This window comes from Priestia sp. YIM B13551, assembly GCF_042787905.1.
Classification (GTDB): Bacteria; Bacillota; Bacilli; order Bacillales; family Bacillaceae_H; genus Priestia.
Genome location: NZ_JBHZOX010000001.1, coordinates 312420 through 335528 on the forward strand (window position 1 = coordinate 312420; position 23109 = coordinate 335528).

The following is a 23109-nucleotide window of genomic DNA, read 5'->3' on the forward strand; positions in this document are numbered from 1 at the left end:
GTGCTAAGAGATGAACGGTATAGAATAACAGTTAAGCTAAAGGTTAATGGGGAAGAAAAAATGGTTGATATCCGAACAGCAGATACGCTGCTTTACGTATTAAGAGAAAAGCTGGGCCTTACCGGAGCAAAACCAGGCTGTTTAAATGGAGACTGCGGAGCTTGTACAGTAGGGATAAATCAGCGGCCAATGAAATCCTGCCTCATGTTAGCGGCAGAAGCAGAAGAGAAAGAAATAATGACTATAGAAGGACTGAAGAGTTCACCTATGCAAAAAGCTTTTATTGAACACTTTGCTTTTCAGTGCGGTTATTGTACATCGGGTTTTATTATGAATGCTCATTTGCTTTCCAAACGCCATCCTTCAGGAAGTGACGATATTATAAAGGAGTGGTTAGCTTCTAATATATGCAGATGTACAGGATATAAAGAAATTGAAGACGCAGTAAAATCTGTTTTACACTTTTCGGAGCGCGAGTGAGAAAAGAAAAAGTAGAATTAGAATAACACTTACACGTGTTTAGAATAGTATGTGCTAAGGGTGTGGAGAATGTGGAATGGAAAAGCGGCTTTGACAAAGAAAGGGAACTTATCTTTGCCATTCAACGAGATCTGGATGTAGTAACGGCCATATTATTATTAACTGGCCAAATAACAATTATAGGAGTATTTGTGACACCCGGAGCTTTTCGTGTTTCAGTAGGCGGACCTATTACAGGAACCAGTCGCATCGAAGGAAAAGACGGAAATGTGGGAATTAATATTATTATTGATATGATTGATGTGTTTCTTGCGGCTTTGCTGCTTAATAACCAGATTAATGTGTCGGGCGCCTTTATTTCTTCTGGAAGATTTACCATTAACGTAAGTGGGCCTATTTTTGGCGTTCCCAAAACAGAACCTGCATTAAGTGAACTGAATCAATCCTCTCAATTTTTTCATCGTACGGTATCAAAACATTTTTATGTAAATCCTGACTTAGTTGAAAAATTTACAAAGGACTGATTAAAATGTCATTAACAGATATACCTACAGTAAGACCTTCAGAGACGAGTATTTTTCTTATCGCCCTGCCGCTTATTATTTTTATCTTTTTCTTTACTCAACCAAAAGCATCAGACGTTAAATAATCATGTAGCATAATGGGGGTTTTATCCCTGGGCACACAAGCTGCTTATTTTTCTGTTCGTATCATTGCCTCTTCATTTATTAAGCCCCTAACGCTTTTCTTTTCTGTCATGTTTCATTAAAATGAACATAAACATATATGTAGAGAAAAGAATAATGTAGTGTTTCCTAACGTTATAAAATAGCTTACTATACGAAGAAAGCGTCTATAATAAAAGAAATGAACCTTTTGCGTGGTCAGCTGACGATGCTTTTTATTTTTACAAACTGCAGTGAAGGCAGAAAGGAGAGAATTCGATGAGTTTGCGCGAGCGGCTGCTGTATGTAGCGGAACATTATAAACAAATGGGTGGAGACGTACTTGTAAAACATGAAATAGAAAATATGCTTACACGCAGGCTTCCGATTTCTCTTTATCGATTGGAGCATATAAATCGAGAAGAAATGCGTATATCGGGACAGCACGCTGAAACATTTCCTTACGTGACCCTTGCGAATAAGAATATAGAGAGTGACGTGATGGTCGCGTATTTATTCAGTGAAGACGGTCAGCGCATTTACTTAGTCATGATGAGAGGAGACTCAGAAGAAGGAACTGATTTGAAAGACATTCGATTTTTTACTCCTGAACATGCCCGCGTATTGAAAGATAATCATATTATCATTGGTACAAGCATGGAAGCGAAAAGCTTTGAGGATAGAGTAGCTCTTTACCTTCCTTACAATATAGCAGACTTACCTAGCAATGATCAGCTGCAAGATGACTTGCATTTACTGCTAAGTATGCATGAACAGTATATAAAAACATACGGAATGAGCAAAGAGATGCTGGGAGACAAAGACGCCATCGTCCATATTCATGAGTTTATTAGGAAATCTGGATTTACATATGAACGACATGATATAGCCAACGCCTACTTTGCTTTAAAGACCAAACCGTTTATTGTTTTATCAGGAATGAGCGGGACAGGAAAAACAAAGCTTGCTCAGCTCTTAGCAGATAGTATCGGTGCCACGATTGAAAATGGAAGACAAGTGCTCATTCCGGTTCGACCCGATTGGCACGATAGTTCAGATTTATTAGGATATATTGATTTAAGAGGAGATTTTCGCAGAGGATCGTTTCTGTCGATTATGCAGCAAGCCATTCAGCATCCAGCTTACACATATGTTGCTATATTGGATGAAATGAACTTAGCTCGAGTTGAACATTATTTTAGCGATATTTTAAGCGTGATGGAAAGCAGGAGCTGGTCAAAAGGGAAAATCAAAACGGCTCCATTATTTCCTGGACATAAGATGTTCCGAGATATTTATTTGCCATCTAATCTTCTCATTATCGGTACAATTAATATGGATGAAACAACTCATGGGTTTAGTCAAAAGTTGTTAGATCGTACCAACACCATTGAGTTAAATAAGATTCAACTAGATTCTTTTGATTTTTTAGATGATAGAGATCCGGCTCAGCACGGCATTCAAAATGTACAAATTCAAAGTCAATATGTTCACTTAAAAGATGCGTATGTTGAACATGCTGAGCTCATTCACGAAGTAACAAATGAACTGCTAACCGTCAACGAGATGCTTATAGAAGTCGATCTACAAATAGGTTACCGCGTACGCGACGAAATATGCTTTTATTTGATTTACGCGGTAAAAAGCGGGATGTTTACATTTGATCAGGCGTTTGATTTTCAGATTTTGCAAAAAGTTTTGCCTCGTATTTCAGGAAGCGATGGGTACACATTTGATTTATTAAAAAACCTTTATTATTACTGTACAAATACACTGTTAGATGATGAATTTGAGACAGCTGTCGTAAATGCAGATGGAATGAGATTTCCTAAAAGTGCACGCAAAATAATGGAGATGATGAGACGTTTTGAAGTATACGGATACACGTCATTTTGGATTAATACCGTACGTTGAAATTGAAACTGACACGTGTACGGTGGTTATAAAAGGGAAAAATAAGAAAAAAATAAAATCTGCAGAAGAAGTGATGTTTTTTTCTTGTACAGGAAAAGGAATTACACATGTAAAAGTATTAAATCAAACAAAAGGCATGATGACTTCAAAACCGCCGCTTGAGCCTTTATTTTTTGAAAATGAAACCTATCAAATTACAGTTGTTTCTAAAAATGAAACAAGCCTGTTTGTTAACCACGATTCAAAAGCAGTTGAACAAAGTTTTCAAAGCGTAGGATTTCCCTACATTTTGACGGGAAATATAAGCTTTCAAAATGAAGTAGGGTATTCTACGTTTCATGTTTACAGCGAAAGAGAAAAAGAGCTGTCCTTTACTCTTGAAATTTTCCCCTCAAAGATGAGCTACAAGACAGATTATGTACACATGGTTGATGAAGTGAACGGATACATTCATGATTTGGCATACGATATGCTTCGTAAAACATATATTGAAGCAAAATCTGTTTGGTCTAAGCAAGCAACATGGACGGAATTTTATCATGTTCTCTCTCACTATATGAAACCCTTTCTTCATTCTGTGCGTCAGATTGAAAATCAGCCGTTTCAATCGGTAAAAGTTGAACATGAGCTCATGAGAGGCGATCAAATAAAAAAACAAGATAGCCGTGCTATATCATTTGTCCGAACCCACCCTACCTATCTTGCACCTTCAAGCAGGGGGATTAAAATTAATCGAAATATAAAAGTAGTACCCACAAAAGCGATTGGCACCAGGCATGTGTCTACCTATGATAATCTGGAAAATCAAAGTGTAAAATGGATGATGACGCAGCTGTATCATAAGCTAACTGCACTAATTGACAAATTGATAGAAGATAGATATGTAAAAAAAGAAGCCATATCGGCTTTAGAAACTAATCATACCGAATTAAAAAGACTGTTAAATAATGCGTTTTGGCAACGGGTGAAGACCCTACAAGCTTCAACTCTTCCTTCTACCCTACGGACGGCACCCCGCTACCGGGAAGCAAGCAGATACTTTATGTTCTTAACGCGAGGATTGGCTCTTAACGGAGAGTTTTACCACCTTTCATTAAAAGATATCGCAACTCTCTACGAATACTGGACGTATGTTAGTCTTTTAAAGAAGTTGCAAACTTACGGCAAGCGGATAGAACAAAACATCATGACAACGACAGAACAAGGGTTGAACGTCAGGATGCAGCCGTCTTATCATCGTTTTCAAGTGGGGAAAGCAGAAGCCACGCTATGGTATCAGAAAGCATACCATCATACTCATACCGTTATTCAAAAGCCGGACTTGCTGCTTGAAGTAAAGCAAGGGGAGAAAAAAAGTGTATATCTTTTTGACGCTAAGTATCGTATCAAACCAAATCACGATACGCCCTCTCCTAGAGAAGAAGATATTAATACCATGCATCGTTACCGAGACGCTATTGTAGAGGAAAATGGAATAAAACCGGTACAAACAGCGATTGTGCTTTTTCCAGGGAAAGCAGAGGGCTATAAGCAGCATCATTTTTATAAAAGTATTGAACGTGTTGGAGTTGGTGCGCTGCCTTTTTTGCCGGGAGAAGAAGGGCTAGTAGAAGAATTTATTGAAACTATTTGTACGGTAGAACCACATTTTTTCAGCGCTGAGTAGGTGAATAGGTAGAAAGTGAACAAGTCTTTTTTTATGCGTTGACATAGTGTTAAGTTTTTTATGTTTTGATGACATTTCGAGATTTTAGTTGTATTTTCCTGTTGAATTTTCTAGAATAGTAGAGAATAAAACCGTATCGAAAAGAAGTCGTATCATGTGCAGAGAACGTATCAGGAGGACAACGAAGTGAAAAAGATTCTACTATTCACGTTAGTAGCGCTATTGGCAACTTTTTTTATTGACAGGGTATACAGCGAACGCAACCAAGCGCAACTTCAGCAAACTGTAATCAATGAAATTAAAAAAACAAATCAAAGTAAAGAAGAAGCTTCCATCCTTGATTTTAATGAATTATGTGATTTTAGATGGGATAAAGTATATGTTTTTGGACCGGAAACGACTCGCAGTGAGGTAAATGAAAAGCTGGGCTTCACGTGGTCTGAAGCAAAAGCAAAAGGTATTGGAAAAGATAAAAAAGATAACTTTATTGTCTTTGTAGAAAATAATCAAGTAACGCAATATTTAAAAATACCGGCATCATATGGAACTATTGTTCCTAAGACTTCTGTTGCAAATGAAAGCTAACGAATTTCTTCGTTAGCTTTTTTATGCTTTCTTTTTTAAGGATGAAGTTTTTTTCTCTGCTGTTGATTTTGTCGGGTGTAAAGTAGAAGGATCTATGCTCACTTTTAACATTTCCATTAAATGTCGAATATCTCGTTCTTCGCTTCCGCTGCCTTTTGTAACTTCGCCTTGATTTATTTTTTGTTGAATGACGTTTTGTAAGGCGTCTCGGTAGTTGTTTTTGTAAATAGATGGATTAAAAGAAGTAGATAGCTTATCGATTAATTCCACCGTCACTTGTGTATCACTTTCATTAATGGAAGAAGTACTGGATAAGTTAGGCACATCTGTGACTGAACGAAGCTCTTCTTCAAAATGCATCGTGTGAAGAACAAGAGATCCGCCCACGGAACGAATAATTGCCATTTGCTGTTTGGAATATAAAAATACATTCGCAATACCGACTTTATTCGTTATTTCAAGTGCATTTAATAAAGTATAATAAGCTTTTAGGCTTGTTTCCCCAGGAGAAATATAGTAGGGCTTATCAAAAAACAGGGGATCAATGTCATCTAACGAAACAAAGTGTAACAATTCAACGGCTTTGTTTGCTGCAAAGGGCTCTTTGACACTGTCAATTTCCTGTTGTGAAAGTACAACAAACTGACCGGTCGCGGTTTCGTATCCTTTAACCAGTTCATCGGATTCTACTTCTCGTCCACACGTTTGGCAATGTTTTTCTTGATGAATAGGTGTATGGCAAACGGAGTGTAGCGTGCGCAGCTTTACATCTTTTTCTTCAATTGCTCCGTGCAGTTTAATAGGGATATCAATTAATCCAAAGCTGATTTTACCTTTCCAAGCAGTATGAAGCATAAACGTTCTCCTTTTACTCTTTTTTAGTAGTGTGCCGTAAAATAAATTAGATATCCCATTGTTTTGAAAAGAAGAATATTCTAAAAAAATTATGTGCTAAATAAACAATTAAATAGTTCCAATAAAGCTGCAGAGACAACATCTGCAGCTTTATTGGAACTCAATAGGGACTATTTGCTGGTTAGATTCATTTGTCTCATGTTTAGAAATCGTAATTTCAAGGATTTCGTTACTAAATGTAGCGGTAATTTTTTTATTCATCAATGGAAATGGAAAGTCGATTGTACGTTCAACGCTTTCTTCCATTTGTTCTCTTGCAAGCGTTCCTTGCTTTTCATCATGAAATTCTCTAATGCAGTATTTTTTGGCTGTCAGCTGTAAGTGGTCAGCTTGTATCTGAACGATAATATCCTTAGGGTGATACCCTAATAATTCAGCTTCGACAATAAATGATTGTTCTGTTTCAAATAAATCTATACGAACGGAATCATAATCTAAATAACTCATAAAGGGATTTGAAAGCATGACTTCTAACAACTCTTGAAAGCCTTTTACAAACATTTGGTCTGCTGGCAGACGCTTGTTTTTCATTTCTGCGTTCCTCCATTATTTAAACTGTTTCACTTTACTATCATATGCGCGTTTATGTACTTAGTGAACTCCTGCGCAAAGAATAAGCTTGAAGTACTAGCTGTCTTTTCTACGCATAAAAAAGCAAGCTCTGTAGAGAGCTTGCCGCTGTTTTACATATCATGTCCGCTATTGTGTTTTTGGCGAGAATGCTTACGGTTTTTTACTTTATGAGATCCGCTTAGCGGTTCTGGCTGTCCAGAATTGCTTTTTGGCGCATTTCTTCTGATGTCTTTGCTGCTGTTTTTGTTCATAGTTAAAGCCTCCCTTTCACTTATTAGGGTAGGATAGTGACAGGGAATTTATCCAATGAAAAATTCCCCTTTCTAAAAATAGGTTTAACAAAAACAGGAAATGGGAACAGGAAAAAAGCGTCATATATAATGACGCCTTCTCGTTAGATTTCATGGAGTTAAACGATTTTGCTTTTCTAACTAGTGATTAGTATATCCAATAAGAGATTGTTTTATTGATTTTTTTTGCGTTTTTTATTATTTTGTTTCTGTTGTTCCGTTAATGGTTCATTTGAAAACTCTTCATTATAACCCGATCCTTTTCCTTGAGCGCTAGCCGCGTTAGCTCCAGGAATGACGTGGTTTGACTTGCGTTTAGCCATGTTGAATCACCTCCGTTTCTAGCATGCGTAAAAATCAATGAAATATGAATTATTAGAAAAATAAAAGGAAGATGGAAAAAGGTTATAAGTGAAACTTATGTTAATTAATAACATTCTTTTTATTTACTTATGTATAATATTATATTAAGATAGATGGTGAAGGGAATAGAGGATGGGGTAAGTAAATCCTTTATACATAGAATTTTAAGGGGGTAAAAGCAATGACTAAAAAAGACGTTTTTAACGCTCGTTCGTCATTCGATCTTAATGGCAGCACATATAATTATTACCGCTTACAAGCTTTAGAGGAAGCAGGTTTAGGTAACGTATCTAAGCTGCCGTATTCAATTAAAGTATTATTAGAATCTGTTCTTCGTCAGGTAGATGGCCGTGTTATTACAAAAGAACACGTCGAAAACCTTGCAAAATGGGGAACAAAAGATATTAAAGATATCGATGTTCCTTTCAAACCATCTCGTGTTATTCTTCAAGATTTCACTGGAGTTCCAGCGGTTGTAGACTTAGCGTCACTTCGTAAAGCAATGGCTGATTTAGGAGGCGATCCTGACAAAATCAATCCAGAAATTCCAGTAGACCTCGTTGTCGACCACTCCGTACAAGTTGATAAAGCAGGTACAGCTGACTCATTACGAATTAATATGGACCTTGAGTTTCAACGTAATACAGAGCGCTATAATTTCTTAAGCTGGGCTCAAAAATCATTTAATAACTACCGTGCAGTTCCGCCAGCTACTGGTATCGTGCACCAAGTAAATTTAGAATATTTAGCAAACGTTGTTCATGCTGTTGAAGAAGATGGTGAATTTGTAGCTTTCCCTGATTCTCTAGTAGGTACTGACTCTCATACAACGATGATTAATGGTATCGGTGTCTTAGGATGGGGTGTTGGCGGTATTGAAGCGGAAGCAGGTATGCTTGGTCAACCTTCTTATTTCCCAGTTCCTGAAGTAATCGGTGTTAAACTTGTTGGTGAATTACCAAACGGCACTACAGCTACAGACTTAGCTTTAAAAGTTACGCAAGTGCTTCGTCAAAAAGGAGTAGTCGGAAAATTCGTGGAATTCTTCGGTCCTGGCGTAGCAGAACTTCCATTAGCTGACCGTGCAACAATCGCTAATATGGCTCCTGAATACGGTGCAACATGTGGATTCTTCCCAGTTGACGCAGAAGCATTAGCATACATGCGTTTAACTGGAAGAGATGAAAAAGACATTCAGGTTGTCGAACAATATACAAAAGCAAATGGTTTATTCTTCACACCAGAAAATGAAGATCCAATTTTCACTGACGTTGTTGAGATTAACCTTGCTGAGATTGAAGCAAATCTTTCTGGTCCAAAGCGTCCGCAAGATTTAATTCCACTTTCTCAAATGCAAACAGAATTCAAGAAGGCTTTAACAGCTCCTGTTAGCAACCAAAGCTTCGGACTTGATGCTAAAGACGTGGATAAAGAAATTACGTTTAAGCTTGCAGACGGTTCAGAAACAACAATGAAAACAGGTGCCATTGCCATTGCGGCTATCACAAGCTGTACGAACACATCAAATCCTTACGTATTAGTAGCAGCTGGTTTAGTTGCGAAAAAAGCGGTAGAAAAAGGATTGGATGTTCCAGCTTACGTGAAAACTTCTTTAGCACCAGGTTCAAAAGTAGTAACGGCTTACCTTCAAAATTCAGGGCTGCTTCCATACTTAGATAAAATCGGCTTTAACATCGTAGGTTATGGCTGTACCACTTGTATCGGTAACTCTGGTCCATTAGAAGCAGAAATTGAAGCAGCGATTGCAGACAGCGACTTGCTTGTAACGTCTGTTCTTTCAGGAAACCGTAACTTTGAAGGACGTATTCATCCATTAGTAAAAGGTAACTACCTTGCTTCTCCGCCGCTTGTTGTAGCATATGCACTGGCTGGAACGGTAGATGTAGATTTACAAAAAGATCCAATCGGTATTGATACAGACGGCAATGAAGTATTCTTTAGCGACATCTGGCCTTCTCAAGATGAAATTAAAGAAGTTGTTAGCCGTACCGTAACGCCTGAATTATTCCGTAACGAGTATGAGCGTGTATTCGATGATAACGAGCGCTGGAATGAAATTAAAACAAGCGAAGATGCGCTTTATACGTGGGAGAATGATTCAACGTACATTCAAAACCCACCTTTCTTTGAAGGCTTATCAGAAGAACCAGGTGAAGTAGAGGCGTTAAATGATCTTCGCGTAGTAGCGAAATTTGGTGACTCAGTGACAACGGATCACATTTCACCAGCGGGTTCAATTGCAAAAACATCACCTGCAGGTCTTTACCTTCAAGAAAACGGTGTAGAGCCAAAAGACTTTAACTCATATGGTTCTCGTCGTGGTAACCATGAAGTGATGATGCGCGGTACGTTTGCAAACATCCGCATTAAAAACCAAGTAGCTCCTGGTACAGAAGGCGGCTGGACAACGTACTGGCCAACAAATGAAGTAATGAGCATTTATGATGCTTGTATGAAATACAAAGAGCAAGATACAGGTCTTGTTGTACTTGCAGGCAAAGATTACGGCATGGGAAGTTCTCGTGACTGGGCAGCAAAAGGCACAAATCTTTTAGGTATTAAAACAGTAATCGCTGAAAGCTTTGAGCGTATTCACCGTTCAAACCTAGTATTAATGGGTGTTTTACCTCTTCAATTTAAAGATGGTGAAAGCGCGGATACATTAGGTTTAACTGGAAAAGAAACAATTGCAGTAGCAGTTGATGAAACGGTAAAACCACGTGATTTTATAAAAGTAACAGCAACTGATGAAGCTGGAAACAAAAAAGAATTTGAAGTACTGGTTCGTTTCGATAGTGAAGTTGAAATTGATTACTATCGCCACGGTGGTATCCTTCAAATGGTGCTTCGTGATAAATTACAGTCTAAAACACATGCGTAAGTTATAAAGAAAAAGAGCGGTTCTCGTGAACCGCTCTTTTTTTATGCAAACGCACCGTTTTCGACAAAAAGTGAGAGGGAAATATGCTATATTATAAAAGAAAATGCCCTATAAAAGGATTATTTTAGTAGATATTGCACATATCTATTAGTACATAGATTATCACTTTTTAGAAGAAATAAAGGAGCCGATCATATGGTTAAAAAAATAATTGCGGTCTTGCTTCTAGTAGGATTTCTTAGCTACGCACTTTGGCAAGGGCTTTCTCCAAATGAAGCATCCGATAATTCTAACTTAAGCGAATACAAGGATTTAAATATCAAAAAAGGTGATAGTGCTCGTCAGGCTTCGGGTCAAGCTTATGGGTTGGAACCAAAAGATACAGCGCCTCCGTTTACACTGTCAGATACGAGCGGGAAATCCGTTCAATTATCGGACTTTAAAGGAAAAAAAGTCATTTTAAACTTTTGGGCAACATGGTGTCCGCCGTGTCAAAAAGAAATGCCCGATATGCAAGCATTTTATGAGAAATATGGAAACGATGTACAGCTGCTTGCGGTTAATTTAACTTCGTCAGAAGGCAGTAAACAGGCAGTATCTAAGTTTCTTAAAGAAAAACAGTTTACGTTTCGTGTATTATTGGACGACCAAGATAGTGTAGGGAGTAAAAAATATCGAGTCTCCACCATTCCGACATCTTACTTTATAGATGAAGAAGGGAAAATTGTTCAACGAGTGAATGGTCCAATGACGCTTAAACAAATGGAAAACTTTGCTCAACAAGCAGCGAATTAACTTCGCTGCTTGTTTTATTAAAAATGAAACTTATTTCCTTTACCATCGTATACATAGATAAGTCAGTAAACATGTCAAACTTTCTTACAACTTTTCAAAAAGTATGTTTACTTATCTGACAAATTGGTTACAATATAGATAGTTGTATGATATCAGTTTCTTTAGATTTTTCAGATTTTTCATAAAAATTACATAAAGTAGGTGTTGTGATCATGAGAAAATTACGCAAACGTTCATTTGAAGAGTTAGTGCAAGAAAATAAAACGCAGCTGTTAAAAGATCAGTCAGAAATTGAACGCATTGAAATGGAAATTGAAAAGCGGTTAGAAGATCGTATGCTTGAAAGAGCTGAATAACTTTAAAGTAAGTTGGTTAGAGTAACGGTGAGGAGGGGATAAGCATGGGAAATCCTAAAAAACAAAGCAAACCTTTTGTTCCGAATCACATCGGCACTCAACCGAGAGAAGCTGGTGGAAATAACGGAAAACAAATGCAAGATACATCCGGCAAGCATCCTCAAGTTATTCAAACCAAAGGTGAATGAATAAAAAGTCGCTGAATTCAGCGACTTTTTATTATTTGAATTCTACCGTGAATAAATAAACGTAAGGATTGCTCGAAATAAGCTCTTTAACAACTTCTCCATCGTCGGTTGAAAGCGGAGCAACTCGTATGCCACTGCCAGCGTCACCAAATAAAGCAGCAACTGGATATGTTTTATTCATTTTTACCGTTTGTTTTTTCTCTAATCCAGTAAAGGAATAGCCGTTCATTTTTTTTGGCTTTTCCGCTTCTATTCCTAGGTTTGTATCGTTGCTGCCTACATTAAACATAACTTTATGAGCATCATCATCGATTTTATATGTAATAGCAAACATGTCAAATTCTTTTGAAACGGTCAACCCTCCTGAAAATAAAGGTTGTTTGGCTTTCCCCTTTTCATAATAAGTGGCTTTTACATAAGCTTCTTTTGCGTGATTAGGAGCTTTAACATCGTATGCAATAATATTGCTTTTGTAGTCTAAATTTGTCACGGCTAACATTTTTTCTTCATGTTTTGAGTAATGATGAGGCTTCATAGAGGCACTTGCTGTCAATTTTGATGCCAATGAAGTTTGCGACATAAAAAATACGGCAAGCACTGCAATAAAGATGACGCTTAGTACTGCTATCATTCGTTTGGTCATAGAGATCCCCCCTTTGTATGTATATATTACCATATTATGTATGTTTTATATATACATTTTAAATTAATTATAATTATATTATGTAAACTAAAATCATTTTTTTCCACTTATAGAGATGAACAAATCCGGCATACTACAATTGTAACAAAGTTATTTTGAGGAGGAAGATACAATGGCATGGAATAAACCGAATCCAGACGATCGCAGTGATAACGTTGAAAAATTACAAACAATGGTGCAAAATACAATGAAAAACATTGAAGAAGCAGAAGAAGCTGCTGCATGCAGCACTGAAGAAGAACGTCAGCGCATTCAGCAAAAAAATCACAATCGCGAAGTAAGTATCGAAGCAATGCGCAGCGAAATAAAAGATGAGTCAGAAGCTCGTCAAAATGGTTACGAAGGTACGATTTAATAAATAAAACAGCGACAATAAGCAGCTAAAAATAAACGGTTTTAGCTGCTTTCTTTCTATATTTTTTTAGTAAGGTCAATAATAATACAAACTAGCGAAGAGGTTTATGTAGGTGAAAAAGCACGTGAAAAAGAAAGTAGTAAGGATTTTGGTCAGTTTACTTGTCGTCTTGATTATTGTGGGCTCTTATCAAACGCATAAGCCCTTGCCTAAAGGAGTTTCATACGAAAGTAAGCCCCACAAAGTAGAAGATGTATTTCTTTTATCAGACCTAACGTATCAAGACCAGCAGACATCTGTTTCTGAACAACATATTTTTCAAGCAGTTACGAATGCGATTGATGACGCAAAAGCTTTTATTATTATGGATATGTTTCTATTTAACGGCTACTATAACCAAGGCGAAACGTTTCCTCACCTTAGTGATACGCTTGCAAGTAAGCTGATTGAAAAGAAACGAAAACATCCTAATATCGCAATCGTCTTTATTACAGATGAAATCAATACAACCTACGGCTCACATGATTCAAAGTGGTTAGATTCACTGCGGCTAAACGGAATCAAAGTGGTGCAAACCAATTTATCTAAGCTCAGAGACTCCATTCCACTGTATTCTTCAGTGTGGAGAACTTTTGTTCAGTGGTTTGGTGAAAAAGGAAACGGATGGATAACAAATCCGTTTGGTACCAATGCGCCTAAAGCGACGGTCCGTGCTTATTTAAAGTTGTTAAATGTAAAAGCTAATCACAGAAAAGTAGTAGCAACAGATCAAAGCGTTATTATCTCTTCTGCCAATCCTCATGATGCAAGTTTTTATAATTCTAACATGGCCTTTGAAGTAAAAGGGAATATCATTGGAGATGTGGTGAAAAGTGAACAAGCGGTGTCAGATTTTTCTTATGGAGGAAAGTTACCTCGGTATAAGAAAAAAGAAAAAGAAAAGGGAGACCTCTATGTTCAGCTGTTAACAGAAGGTAAAATCTATAAGCACGTATTACATGATTTACATCATGCTAAAAAAGGCGACGATGTATGGCTTGGCATGTTTTATCTTGGAGATCGCGACGTAATAAAGGCGCTTTTGAAAGCTTCCAAACAAGGAGCAAACGTACGATTAATTTTAGATCCTAATGAGAATGCGTTTGGAAGAAAAAAGTTTGGACTGCCTAACCGTCCAGTAGCAGCAGAACTTGTAAAAAAATCCAAAGGAGATATTAAAATTCGCTGGTATCATACAGGGAAAGAACAGTATCATTCTAAAACTTTATTTATTCGAAACAAAAAAAATGCAACTATTATTGCAGGAGCAGCAAATTTCACAAAACGAAATTTGGCTGACTTGAACTTAGAAACGGATATTAAAGTATCAGGACCTTTTAACAAAAAGGTTATGACCGAACTAAACGCTTATTTTGACCGCTTATGGACAAATAAAGACTACACATATACACTTCCTTATAAAAGGTATGAAAATAAAATGACGCGGCTGGAAATGCTGATATATCGCATTCAAGATGCGCTTAGTCTTACAACATATTGAGTAATAACCAAACTAGTAGGAGTATATTCTCCTTATATGGTAAGATAAAACAGGAACAGTGCAAGAGGAGGTAGAATCATGCTAGTATCGAAGAAAGAAATCGAAGTGCGCTATGCGGAAACCGATCAGATGGGCGTTGTGTATCATGCTAACTATTTAGTATGGATGGAAATAGGTCGAACGCAGTTTATTAGTGATTTAGGTTTTAGCTATGCACAAATGGAAAGAGACGGTGTGCTGTCGCCAGTTATTGATATACAGGCTTCATATAAAAAGCCGCTTCATTATGGCGAGACAGCTGTAGTACATACTTGGGTTGAGAACTATGACGGTCTACGCGTTGTGTACGGCTACGAAATTTTTAATTCAAATGAAGAACTTGCGTTAACAGGAACATCGTCACACGTATGTGTGAAAAAAGAAAACTTTAAGCCTATTTCTATTCGCCGTAATTATCCGGAATGGCATAAAGCCTATGAAGATGCCAAAAAGCAGGGTCAATCGCAAGAATAAAAAGCATCGATAAATCGATGCTTTTTTCTTACGCTTCGTAATGAAAGTCAGGTTCTTTTGTTTCTTCATTATAATTTACGGTCAAATCATGACCATCAAAGTACCAAAGGTCTTCATCTTCTACGAAGAATGTTAAACCGTCAACTTTTGTTTCAACGCCAACGTTTTTAGGAGAATCTGTGTTTACACCTAAAGAAAAACCTTTTTGAACGTTGCTGCATCCGCCGTAGCGAACAAAAAAGCGAATTGTTTCGTTTCCTTCTAGCATCATTTCATCTTTGTACCACGTAGCTGCTGCTTCTGTTACTGTTAATTTCATTAATTATGCTCCTTCCAATACTGCGGATACATTTATTATAGTAGAAAGGTAGATAAATTACCAATATATACGAATCCAGCTAGGAAGGAATGAGATAAAATAAAATAAAACGATTTAATATAGAGGTGAAGGCTTCATTTCTATATTAAATCGTTTCATTCTTTCATTTGAAATCATATTGTTTTCCAATGGTTTCCCAGCAGTGAACGCAGTAGCGGCTTCCTTCTAGCTGTGAATCCATTTTCTTATTTCGTTTGCAAATAGGGCATTTTTTCTTCACATCATTCACCTCCTTATTTTAGTATCAGTATAACTAATAAACAAGAAATGTATTCGCTTACAAAACGGTTATAAAAAAAGAAATAAGAGGAAGCTCCTCTTATTTCTTTTTACCTGACAAAAATGTGACTTTCGGTTCTGTTTTATTAAGAATTCGGGTAATGTTTGCGCGGTGTCTGTAAATGACAAAGGCTACAATTAAACCAATAATCATAATAAGCATGTAGTCTTGCTTAAATAGCGTGTAGATAAAGGTTAATACCCCGGTAACCATTGATGACAATGATACATACTTCGTTATGTATAAGCAGATAAAAAAACATAATAGTACGAAAGCAAATAAAAGAGGTTCATAACATAAAATCACTCCGGCGGACGTGGCAACAGCTTTCCCGCCTTTGAATTTCGCGAAAACAGGAAAAATATGACCAATGACAGCAAATAAACCAATAAAGAGAATGTTTTGATTCGTATCAAATAAAAGCGGTAAAGAAGCTGCTAGGGTTCCTTTTAGAATGTCTCCAAGCGTAACGATAATTCCGGCTTTTACGCCCAATGTACGAAATGAGTTGGTGCCGCCTAAATTGCCGCTTCCATGCTCTCGTATATCGATGCCGTATCCTAGTTTTCCAACAACTAGTCCAAAAGGAATAGAGCCCAAGATATAGGCAAGAATAGGTAATAAATAATTCATGTTTGAAAGCTCCTTTATTTCTATATCGTTTCTATTTTACCATGAGATACTTAAAAAAACATAGCTAGTTTTGGGTGAGAGACAATTATTTCAAAAAAAGAAGACGTTTACAAAAATAGAGAAAACGGGTACTATATGCAGGAAATCAACTGTAAATCGCGAATGTTGTTCAGTACATATTATATAGCTAAGAGAGGTAATAGACATGTCCATTAAAATTCCTTCCCGTCAAGAGCTTGGTAAAATATTAAAAAAAAGCAAGCGCATTGCTGTAGTAGGTTTATCAGATAACCCTCATCGAACGTCTTATATGGTTTCAGAAGCCATGCAGCAGCAAGGTTACGAGATTATTCCGGTGAACCCGACAATCAACTCAGCGCTCGGCGTAAAAGCCGTATCTTCATTAAAAGAAATTGAAGGGCATATTGATATCGTTAATGTATTTCGTCGCTCTGAGCATTTGCTTGAAGTTGCAGAAGAGTTTTTAGAAGTAGATGCAGACGTATTTTGGGCACAATCTGGTTTAATTAATGAAGAAGCATATGACCTGCTCGCTAAAAAAGGGTATACTGTAGTTATGGATCGTTGTATAAAAGTTGAGCATGCTTTAACAAAGTAAGATCTATAAGCAGAACAACCAACCCATGCACACTGCTTGCATGGGTTTCACCATGCGTTGAAATAGTAAGAGCGTTTCCGCTACAATAGACGTTAGACAGCTAGCTTTATAATGCTTATAATCCATGAATACACAAGATATTGCTTTTATAATACGGAAATTTGTGCTAAAATCTTGTAAGTACGCAAAAATAGAAACATACGTTCTGTTGATGCGAACACTATAAAATTAAAAGATAGGATACATGATCATTTATTCTTAGACACGAAGCGCAAACGTTTGTGTTTCATACATAATGTAGTAATGTTCGTTGTGATGAAAGGGGTAGTATGAATGGCTCGGAAACAACAATTTAATTATAATGAAGATGCAATTCAAGTACTAGAAGGATTAGATGCCGTTCGTAAACGTCCTGGTATGTATATTGGAAGTACGGATACACGAGGTCTGCATCATTTAGTATATGAAATCGTCGACAACTCTGTTGATGAAGCTCTAGCAGGCTACGGAGAAGAAATTATTGTAACCATTCACAAAGATAATTCAATTTCTGTACAAGATAAAGGTCGAGGTATGCCAACGGGCATGCATAAATTAGGAAAACCAACGCCTGAAGTTATTTTAACCATCTTGCATGCAGGAGGTAAATTCGGACAGGGTGGATATAAAACAAGCGGAGGCTTACACGGAGTAGGTGCATCTGTTGTAAATGCGCTGTCTGAATGGTTGACTGTAACCATTCATAGAGATGGATTTATTTATGAACAGCGTTTTGAAAATGGAGGAAAGCCGGTTACGACGCTAGAAAAAATAGGAAAAACGAAAAAAACGGGAACAACGATTCATTTCAAACCGGATGCCACGATCTTTTCAACAACTGTGTATAATTATGACACGCTTTGTGAACGGCTCCGCGAATCGGCTTTTCTGTTAAAAGGATTCAAAATAGAGTTAATCGATAAAAGACATGATCGTCACGATATCTTTCATTATGAAACAGGTATTCAAGCCTTTGTTTCATATTTAAATGAAGAAAAAGATTCACTTCATCCAGTCGTCTTTTTTGAAGGGATTCATCATAATATTGAAGTTGAATTTGCCTTTCAATTTAATGATGGTTATTCTGAAACCATTTTATCATTTGTTAATAATGTTCGTACCAAAGATGGTGGAACGCATGAGTCCGGTGCAAAAAGCGCTATGACGCGTGCATTTAATGAATACGCCCGTAAAGTAAGCCTGCTAAAAGAAAAAGACAAAAACTTAGAAGGAACGGATATACGAGAAGGCTTAGGAGCCATCGTTTCCGTTAGAATACCTGAAGAGTTGCTTCAGTTTGAAGGTCAAACAAAAGGAAAGTTAGGTACAAGTGAAGCTCGTTCGTCCGTAGATGCAGTTATTTCTGAAAAACTTGCCTATTTCTTAGAAGAAAACCCAGACGTAAGCTCTCTTCTTGTAAAAAAAGCAATCAAAGCTGCTCAAGCGCGTGAAGCAGCACGAAAGGCGAGAGAAGACGCAAGAAACGGGAAGAAACGAAAGCGTCAAGAAACCGTTCTAAGCGGGAAGTTAACGCCTGCGCAATCAAGAAATCCTCAGCGAAATGAACTGTACTTAGTCGAAGGGGATTCCGCCGGAGGTTCAGCAAAACAAGGAAGGGACCGCCGCTTTCAAGCTGTGCTGCCACTGCGAGGGAAGGTTATCAATACCGAAAAAGCCAAGCTTCAAGATATTTTTAAAAACGAAGAAATTAGTACGATCATCCACGCGATAGGCGGAGGAGTAGGAGCAGATTTCACCATTGATGATATTAACTACGATAAAATAGTCATCATGACCGATGCGGATACGGATGGCGCTCATATTCAAGTGCTTCTCCTAACGTTTTTCTACCGCTATATGAAACCGCTTGTGGAAGCAGGAAAAGTATTTATTGCTCTTCCACCGCTCTATAAAGTAAGCAAAGGGTCAGGTAAAAAAGAAGTGGTTGAATATTCATGGAGTGACGAAGAATTGCAAGGTGCTATCGATAAGGTAGGAAGAGGGTATATGATTCAACGCTATAAAGGTCTCGGTGAAATGAACGCAGATCAGCTTTGGGAAACAACAATGAACCCAGAGACGCGTACGCTGATTCGTGTCCGTATTGATGATGCTGCTCGCGCTGATCGTCGTGTGACCACTTTGATGGGCGATAAAGTAGAACCACGCAGAAAATGGATTGAAAGCAACGTAGCGTTTGGGTTAGAAGAAGATCCAAATATTTTAGATAATGAAAATGTATTAACGGTCGCAGAGGAGGACGTACAATGACACAAACAGAACGCTTTTTAGATTTACCTCTTGAGGATGTACTAGGCGACCGTTTTGGTCGATACAGTAAATATATTATTCAAGAGCGTGCACTGCCGGATGCAAGAGACGGGTTAAAACCCGTTCAGCGCCGTATTTTATATGCAATGCACGTAGATGGGAATACAGCAGAAAAAGGCTTTCGCAAGTCAGCCAAAACTGTAGGGAACGTAATTGGTAACTATCACCCTCATGGTGATTCATCTGTATATGATGCCATGGTTCGAATGAGTCAAGAATGGAAAGTTAGAAATGTATTGATCGAAATGCATGGAAACAACGGAAGTATTGATGGAGATCCCCCAGCAGCAATGCGTTATACAGAAGCTCGCCTTTCATCGATTGCTGCAGAACTTCTACGAGATATTGACAAACAAACGGTTGAGTTTGTGTCTAACTTCGATGATACAAGCAGCGAACCAACTGTGTTACCGGCTATGTTTCCTAACTTGCTAGTAAATGGATCCACGGGTATTTCAGCTGGTTATGCTACAGAACTTCCGCCTCATCATTTAGGTGAAGTAATTGACGCAACGATCATGCGAATTGATAAACCAACGTGTACAATTGAAGAGTTGATGACGGCTATTCAAGGTCCTGATTTTCCTACGGGAGGAATCATTCAAGGGGTAGACGGGATTAAGAAAGCCTACGAGACAGGTAAAGGGAAAATTATTATTCGCGGAAAAACGGAAGTGGAGTCCATTCGCGGCGGAAAACAGCAAATTGTCATTACAGAAATTCCGTTTGAAGTAAACAAAGCTAACCTTGTTAAGAAAATGGATGAGCTTCGTTTAGATAAAAAAGTGGAAGGCATTGCTGAAGTTCGCGATGAAACGGATCGTACCGGTCTGCGCATCGTAGTAGAATTAAAAAAAGATGCAAATGCTCAAGGAGTACTTCACTATCTTTATAAAAATACGGATCTGCAAGTACCTTATAATTTTAACATGGTTGCTATTGCTAAAAAGCGACCAAAGCTTATGAGCTTGGCTAACATTCTTGATGCTTATATTGATCATCAAAGAGAAGTGGTAACAAATCGTTCTAAATACGAACTGCAAAAAGCACGTGAACGTGAACATATTGTAGCGGGATTGATTAAGGCACTGTCGATTTTAGATGAAGTTATTGCGACGATTAGAGCTTCTAAAGATAAGCGCGACGCTAAAAATAATTTAATTGCCAAATATGAATTTACAGAACCTCAAGCAGAGGCGATTGTATCGCTTCAATTATACCGTTTGACAAACACGGACATCACAGCTCTACAAGCGGAAGCTGAAGAGCTAGGTGCTAAAATTAATGAGTTAGAAGAAATCTTACATAGCGAGAAAAAACTTTTTAATGTAATCAAAAAAGAATTACGCCGTGTAAAAAAGCAATACAGTACAGAACGCCGCTCAAAAATTGAAGCGGAAATCGAAGAAATTAAGATTAATCTAGAAGTGATGGTTCCATCTGAAGAAGTGATGGTGACAGTCACAAAAGACGGATACGTAAAACGAACAAGTCTTCGTTCTTACGCCGCGTCTAACGGGCAAGACTTCGGTATGAAAGATACGGACCGAATTTTAGCGAAGTATGAAATTAATACAACCGAAACCCTTCTCATCTTCACAAACAAAGGGAATTATTTATATATGCCAGTGCACGAACTTCCGGATATCAGGTGGAAAGACATGGGGCAGCATATCATGAACATTGTTCCAATTGATAAAGAAGAGCAAATTGTACGGGCGATACCGGTGAAAGAATTTAAAGAAAATCAGTATCTGCTTTTCTTTACGAAAAATGGTATGGTCAAAAAATCAGAATTACTTCAATATAAAGCACAGCGCTACTCCAAAGCTCTTGTCGCCGTTAATTTAAAAGGCGATGATGAAGTAGTCGATGTATATCAAACCGATGGTAAAAAACAAGTGTTTATTGCCACTCGCTCTGGCTACGGACTGCGTTTCCGGGAAGAAGAAATCAATATTGTAGGAACTCGCGCTTCCGGTGTGAAAGGAATTAACTTAAAAGACGATGATTATGTTGTAAGCGGCGTTATCTTCGATGAAGATGAAGCTCTATCAACTGAATTATTTATCGCCACGCAGCGAGGAGCTGTGAAAAAGACAAAAATTACTGAGTTTGAAGAATCAGCACGAGCAAAACGAGGGCTAGTGATGGTCCGAGAACTAAAATCTAATCCGCATCAAATTGCAAAAGTAAAAGCAATCTCTAAAGAACACTACATGATAGTGGAATCATCTAAAGGTCAAATCGAGCAGGTTGATCCGTCTACAATGCGAGCTAGCGACCGATACAGCAACGGTTCATTCGTATTGGACCAAAGCGAAGCTGGCAATTTAGTTGATGTGTGGCTGGAAGAAAAATAACAAAAAAGTAGTAAAGTTTTTAACGCTTTACTACTTTTTTTGTTTAATATTTTTAAATTAAACTATGTTCTAAATGAAAAATATAAAAATTTCCCTACTCCTTAACCCAAATAAACATCATATACCTCCTACACAAGCCTCTAAGAAACTTTTGAATGTTCCAATTGTCCTAAACATATATATAAAAGAACATCTAGGAGGTGTTATAGATGAACTATTTTATTCACGTAACTCCTAAGACTAAACTCTTTGTACGGGATATTGGAAAAGGGGAACCCGTTCTTTTCCTCCACGGGTGGCCTGTTAACGCTAAAATGTACGAATACCAATTTACAACGTTGCCGGCCCGCGGTATTCGATGTATCGCTCCTGATCTTCGCGGATTCGGAAAATCAGATGCGCCTTTCACCGGCTATTCTTACAATCAATTAGCGGATGATATTCGAATGTTAGTAGAAAGACTGGAGCTTAAAAATTATACGCTCGTAGGCTTTTCTATGGGGGGAGCCATTGCCATTCGATATATGAGCAGACATTTAGGATATGGCGTGAAGAAGTTAATTTTATTAGGAGCAGCGGCTCCTAGCTTTATTCAAAAAACTGATTTTCCATATGGACTTCCTTCTGAAGAAGTAAATACAATTATTCAAAATACGTATAGAGATCGTCCTAACATGCTTGAAGAGTTTGGCAAAAAGTTTTTTAATCAGCCTATTAGCTCAGCTTTTAGAGGGTGGTTTCAAGATTTAGGTTTAGAGGCATCCGGTCATGGAACGATTAAAACTGCGGTGTCTTTACGAGACGAAGACTTGCGAGAGGATTTGAGTCAAATTTTCGCTGAGACATATATATTACACGGAAAAAAAGATCAAATTTGTCCATTTGATCTTGCAAAAGTTATGAATCGTCATATTTCATTTTCTACACTTCTTCCATTTGAAAATAGTGGACACGGTCTTTTTTATGATGAACGTGAGAAAGTAAATGACACTCTTATTGAACTCATCGCTAAAAGCTCAGCCTATAAGTAAGGATATACATTTAAAACCGAATTGGCAGCCAAATAAAAAAAGTAAAAAACCGGCACCTAACGTAATGAAGCGAAGAAGCTTAGGCGTGATAAATTTTCTTGTAAAATGAATGCTGCTGGCAATATTTAAATTCCAAAGAAGGATGCCAAAGATAATAAAGAAACTGTGAAAAAAGACAGATAGCCACGTTTGACTTTGGAGGCTTTCGCTTAAGCTTGACCCAAATACACCAAACCAAAACACAATATTTAAAGGGTTCATAAGAGCAATGAAGAAACCTGTAAAAAACGACTTATCTCTTTTAATAGAGGGTTTGTTTACATCTATTGAAAAGGAACGAGAAACAGCTTGTTTCATACTTTGAAAGCCAACAAATGTGAGCATGACAAAACCAGTTGCATACAAGGAAACAGTAACAGCCTGCATCTGAACAAAGGGCGTTAACCCTATTAAAATGAGGAGCATAAATAAAATATCGGCCGTCATGCCTCCTAAACCAACTAGCCAAGAAGCCCAAAATCCTCTTGTCAGCCCTTTTTTAATCATCTCTATATTAATTGGACCTACCGGTGCTGCGAGACTAATACCTAGAATTATTTGTTTTATAGCAATCAAAAACCACTCCACAAAC

General features: G+C 37.6%; 24 protein-coding genes. 16 read left to right on the forward strand and 8 right to left on the reverse strand.

Annotated features, from left to right (window positions below):
• The 5 genes from ACFX4N_RS01640 to ACFX4N_RS01660 all read left to right on the forward strand — a co-directional run bounded on the left by ACFX4N_RS01640 (nucleotide 1) and on the right by ACFX4N_RS01660 (nucleotide 5310).
• Nucleotides 1-480 carry a (2Fe-2S)-binding protein gene (locus tag ACFX4N_RS01640; protein ID WP_013057264.1) on the forward strand — a complete coding sequence of 160 codons (480 nt, stop codon included), beginning with the start codon at nucleotides 1-3 and terminating at the stop codon, nucleotides 478-480.
• A gap of 71 nt (nucleotides 481-551) precedes the next feature.
• Nucleotides 552-1004 (forward strand): hypothetical protein, encoded by a 453-nt coding sequence (locus ACFX4N_RS01645; protein WP_029322049.1) that lies wholly within the window; start codon nucleotides 552-554, stop codon nucleotides 1002-1004.
• A 420-nt stretch (nucleotides 1005-1424) separates the two neighbouring features.
• Nucleotides 1425-3059: an MrcB family domain-containing protein gene (locus ACFX4N_RS01650; protein ID WP_053487313.1), complete on the forward strand. Its 1635-nt coding sequence runs from the start codon at nucleotides 1425-1427 to the stop codon at nucleotides 3057-3059.
• Nucleotides 3013-4725, forward strand: a complete 1713-nt coding sequence (locus tag ACFX4N_RS01655; protein WP_013057260.1) for a DUF2357 domain-containing protein — start codon at nucleotides 3013-3015, stop codon at nucleotides 4723-4725. Before ACFX4N_RS01650 ends, ACFX4N_RS01655 begins: the two co-directional genes overlap by 47 nt.
• Before the next feature lie 186 nt (nucleotides 4726-4911).
• Nucleotides 4912-5310 (forward strand): hypothetical protein, encoded by a 399-nt coding sequence (locus ACFX4N_RS01660; protein WP_013057259.1) that lies wholly within the window; start codon nucleotides 4912-4914, stop codon nucleotides 5308-5310.
• Between the two features lie 21 nt (nucleotides 5311-5331).
• On the opposite strand, the gene ku is transcribed toward ACFX4N_RS01660, so the two are convergent.
• The 4 genes from ku to sspO all read right to left on the reverse strand — a co-directional run bounded on the left by ku (nucleotide 5332) and on the right by sspO (nucleotide 7411).
• Entirely contained in the window at nucleotides 5332-6165 is an 834-nt protein-coding gene (gene ku / locus ACFX4N_RS01665; protein WP_013057258.1) for a non-homologous end joining protein Ku, read from the reverse strand.
• 150 nt (nucleotides 6166-6315) lie between these two features.
• A complete protein-coding gene (locus tag ACFX4N_RS01670; RefSeq protein ID WP_013057257.1) occupies nucleotides 6316-6756 on the reverse strand; it encodes an Hsp20/alpha crystallin family protein in 441 nt (146 codons plus the stop codon).
• Between the two features lie 152 nt (nucleotides 6757-6908).
• Nucleotides 6909-7049, reverse strand: coding sequence for a small acid-soluble spore protein P (locus tag ACFX4N_RS01675; protein WP_013057256.1), 141 nt, complete (start codon nucleotides 7047-7049; stop codon nucleotides 6909-6911).
• Between the two features lie 212 nt (nucleotides 7050-7261).
• The gene (gene sspO, locus ACFX4N_RS01680) at nucleotides 7262-7411 is read right to left on the reverse strand and encodes a small acid-soluble spore protein O (protein ID WP_013057255.1); all 150 of its coding nucleotides are present in this window, start codon (nucleotides 7409-7411) and stop codon (nucleotides 7262-7264) included.
• Between the two features lie 221 nt (nucleotides 7412-7632).
• Between sspO and acnA the strand changes: the two genes are divergently transcribed.
• From acnA to ACFX4N_RS01700, 4 genes are all read left to right on the forward strand, one after another.
• On the forward strand, nucleotides 7633-10353 hold the full coding sequence (gene acnA, locus ACFX4N_RS01685) for an aconitate hydratase AcnA (protein WP_029322039.1): 2721 nt from the start codon (nucleotides 7633-7635) through the stop codon (nucleotides 10351-10353).
• Between the two features lie 195 nt (nucleotides 10354-10548).
• Nucleotides 10549-11148, forward strand: a complete 600-nt coding sequence (locus tag ACFX4N_RS01690) for a TlpA disulfide reductase family protein (protein WP_013057253.1) — start codon at nucleotides 10549-10551, stop codon at nucleotides 11146-11148.
• A 212-nt stretch (nucleotides 11149-11360) separates the two neighbouring features.
• The gene (locus ACFX4N_RS01695) at nucleotides 11361-11504 is read left to right on the forward strand and encodes an FbpB family small basic protein (protein ID WP_013057252.1); all 144 of its coding nucleotides are present in this window, start codon (nucleotides 11361-11363) and stop codon (nucleotides 11502-11504) included.
• Between the two features lie 44 nt (nucleotides 11505-11548).
• The gene (locus tag ACFX4N_RS01700) at nucleotides 11549-11692 is read left to right on the forward strand and encodes an acid-soluble spore protein N (RefSeq protein WP_013057251.1); all 144 of its coding nucleotides are present in this window, start codon (nucleotides 11549-11551) and stop codon (nucleotides 11690-11692) included.
• A 31-nt stretch (nucleotides 11693-11723) separates the two neighbouring features.
• Here the strand turns inward: ACFX4N_RS01700 and ACFX4N_RS01705 are convergent, their stop codons facing one another.
• Nucleotides 11724-12335: a hypothetical protein gene (locus ACFX4N_RS01705; protein ID WP_013057250.1), complete on the reverse strand. Its 612-nt coding sequence runs from the start codon at nucleotides 12333-12335 to the stop codon at nucleotides 11724-11726.
• Between the two features lie 172 nt (nucleotides 12336-12507).
• Here ACFX4N_RS01705 and tlp point away from each other — a divergent pair, with 172 nt between their 5' ends.
• The 3 genes from tlp (at nucleotide 12508) to ACFX4N_RS01720 (ending at nucleotide 14803) form a co-directional block, all read left to right on the forward strand.
• Complete coding sequence (tlp, locus tag ACFX4N_RS01710) at nucleotides 12508-12750, forward strand: small acid-soluble spore protein Tlp (RefSeq protein WP_013057249.1); 243 nt, start codon at nucleotides 12508-12510, stop codon at nucleotides 12748-12750.
• A gap of 112 nt (nucleotides 12751-12862) precedes the next feature.
• A complete protein-coding gene (locus ACFX4N_RS01715; protein WP_097812502.1) occupies nucleotides 12863-14290 on the forward strand; it encodes a phospholipase D family protein in 1428 nt (475 codons plus the stop codon).
• A 78-nt stretch (nucleotides 14291-14368) separates the two neighbouring features.
• A complete protein-coding gene (locus ACFX4N_RS01720) occupies nucleotides 14369-14803 on the forward strand; it encodes an acyl-CoA thioesterase (RefSeq protein WP_013057246.1) in 435 nt (144 codons plus the stop codon).
• 28 nt (nucleotides 14804-14831) lie between these two features.
• Here ACFX4N_RS01720 and ACFX4N_RS01725 read toward each other — a convergent pair whose 3' ends face one another.
• Both ACFX4N_RS01725 and plsY read right to left on the reverse strand, forming a co-directional pair.
• Complete coding sequence (locus tag ACFX4N_RS01725) at nucleotides 14832-15122, reverse strand: HesB/YadR/YfhF family protein (RefSeq protein ID WP_013057245.1); 291 nt, start codon at nucleotides 15120-15122, stop codon at nucleotides 14832-14834.
• A gap of 379 nt (nucleotides 15123-15501) precedes the next feature.
• Nucleotides 15502-16095 (reverse strand): glycerol-3-phosphate 1-O-acyltransferase PlsY, encoded by a 594-nt coding sequence (gene plsY / locus ACFX4N_RS01730; protein WP_013057243.1) that lies wholly within the window; start codon nucleotides 16093-16095, stop codon nucleotides 15502-15504.
• A gap of 205 nt (nucleotides 16096-16300) precedes the next feature.
• Here plsY and ACFX4N_RS01735 point away from each other — a divergent pair, with 205 nt between their 5' ends.
• From ACFX4N_RS01735 to ACFX4N_RS01750, 4 genes are all read left to right on the forward strand, one after another.
• Nucleotides 16301-16714, forward strand: a complete 414-nt coding sequence (locus ACFX4N_RS01735; RefSeq protein WP_013057242.1) for a CoA-binding protein — start codon at nucleotides 16301-16303, stop codon at nucleotides 16712-16714.
• Between the two features lie 333 nt (nucleotides 16715-17047).
• Nucleotides 17048-19024 (forward strand): DNA topoisomerase IV subunit B, encoded by a 1977-nt coding sequence (gene parE, locus ACFX4N_RS01740; RefSeq protein ID WP_013057241.1) that lies wholly within the window; start codon nucleotides 17048-17050, stop codon nucleotides 19022-19024.
• Entirely contained in the window at nucleotides 19021-21447 is a 2427-nt protein-coding gene (parC, locus tag ACFX4N_RS01745; RefSeq protein ID WP_013057240.1) for a DNA topoisomerase IV subunit A, read from the forward strand. The genes parE and parC overlap by 4 nt, the downstream gene beginning before the upstream one ends.
• A gap of 209 nt (nucleotides 21448-21656) precedes the next feature.
• Nucleotides 21657-22478, forward strand: a complete 822-nt coding sequence (locus ACFX4N_RS01750; protein WP_013057239.1) for an alpha/beta fold hydrolase — start codon at nucleotides 21657-21659, stop codon at nucleotides 22476-22478.
• Here the strand turns inward: ACFX4N_RS01750 and ACFX4N_RS01755 are convergent.
• The gene (locus tag ACFX4N_RS01755) at nucleotides 22464-23105 is read right to left on the reverse strand and encodes a LysE family transporter (RefSeq protein ID WP_029322025.1); all 642 of its coding nucleotides are present in this window, start codon (nucleotides 23103-23105) and stop codon (nucleotides 22464-22466) included. The genes ACFX4N_RS01750 and ACFX4N_RS01755 overlap by 15 nt on opposite strands.
• Nucleotides 23106-23109 lie beyond the last annotated feature (4 nt).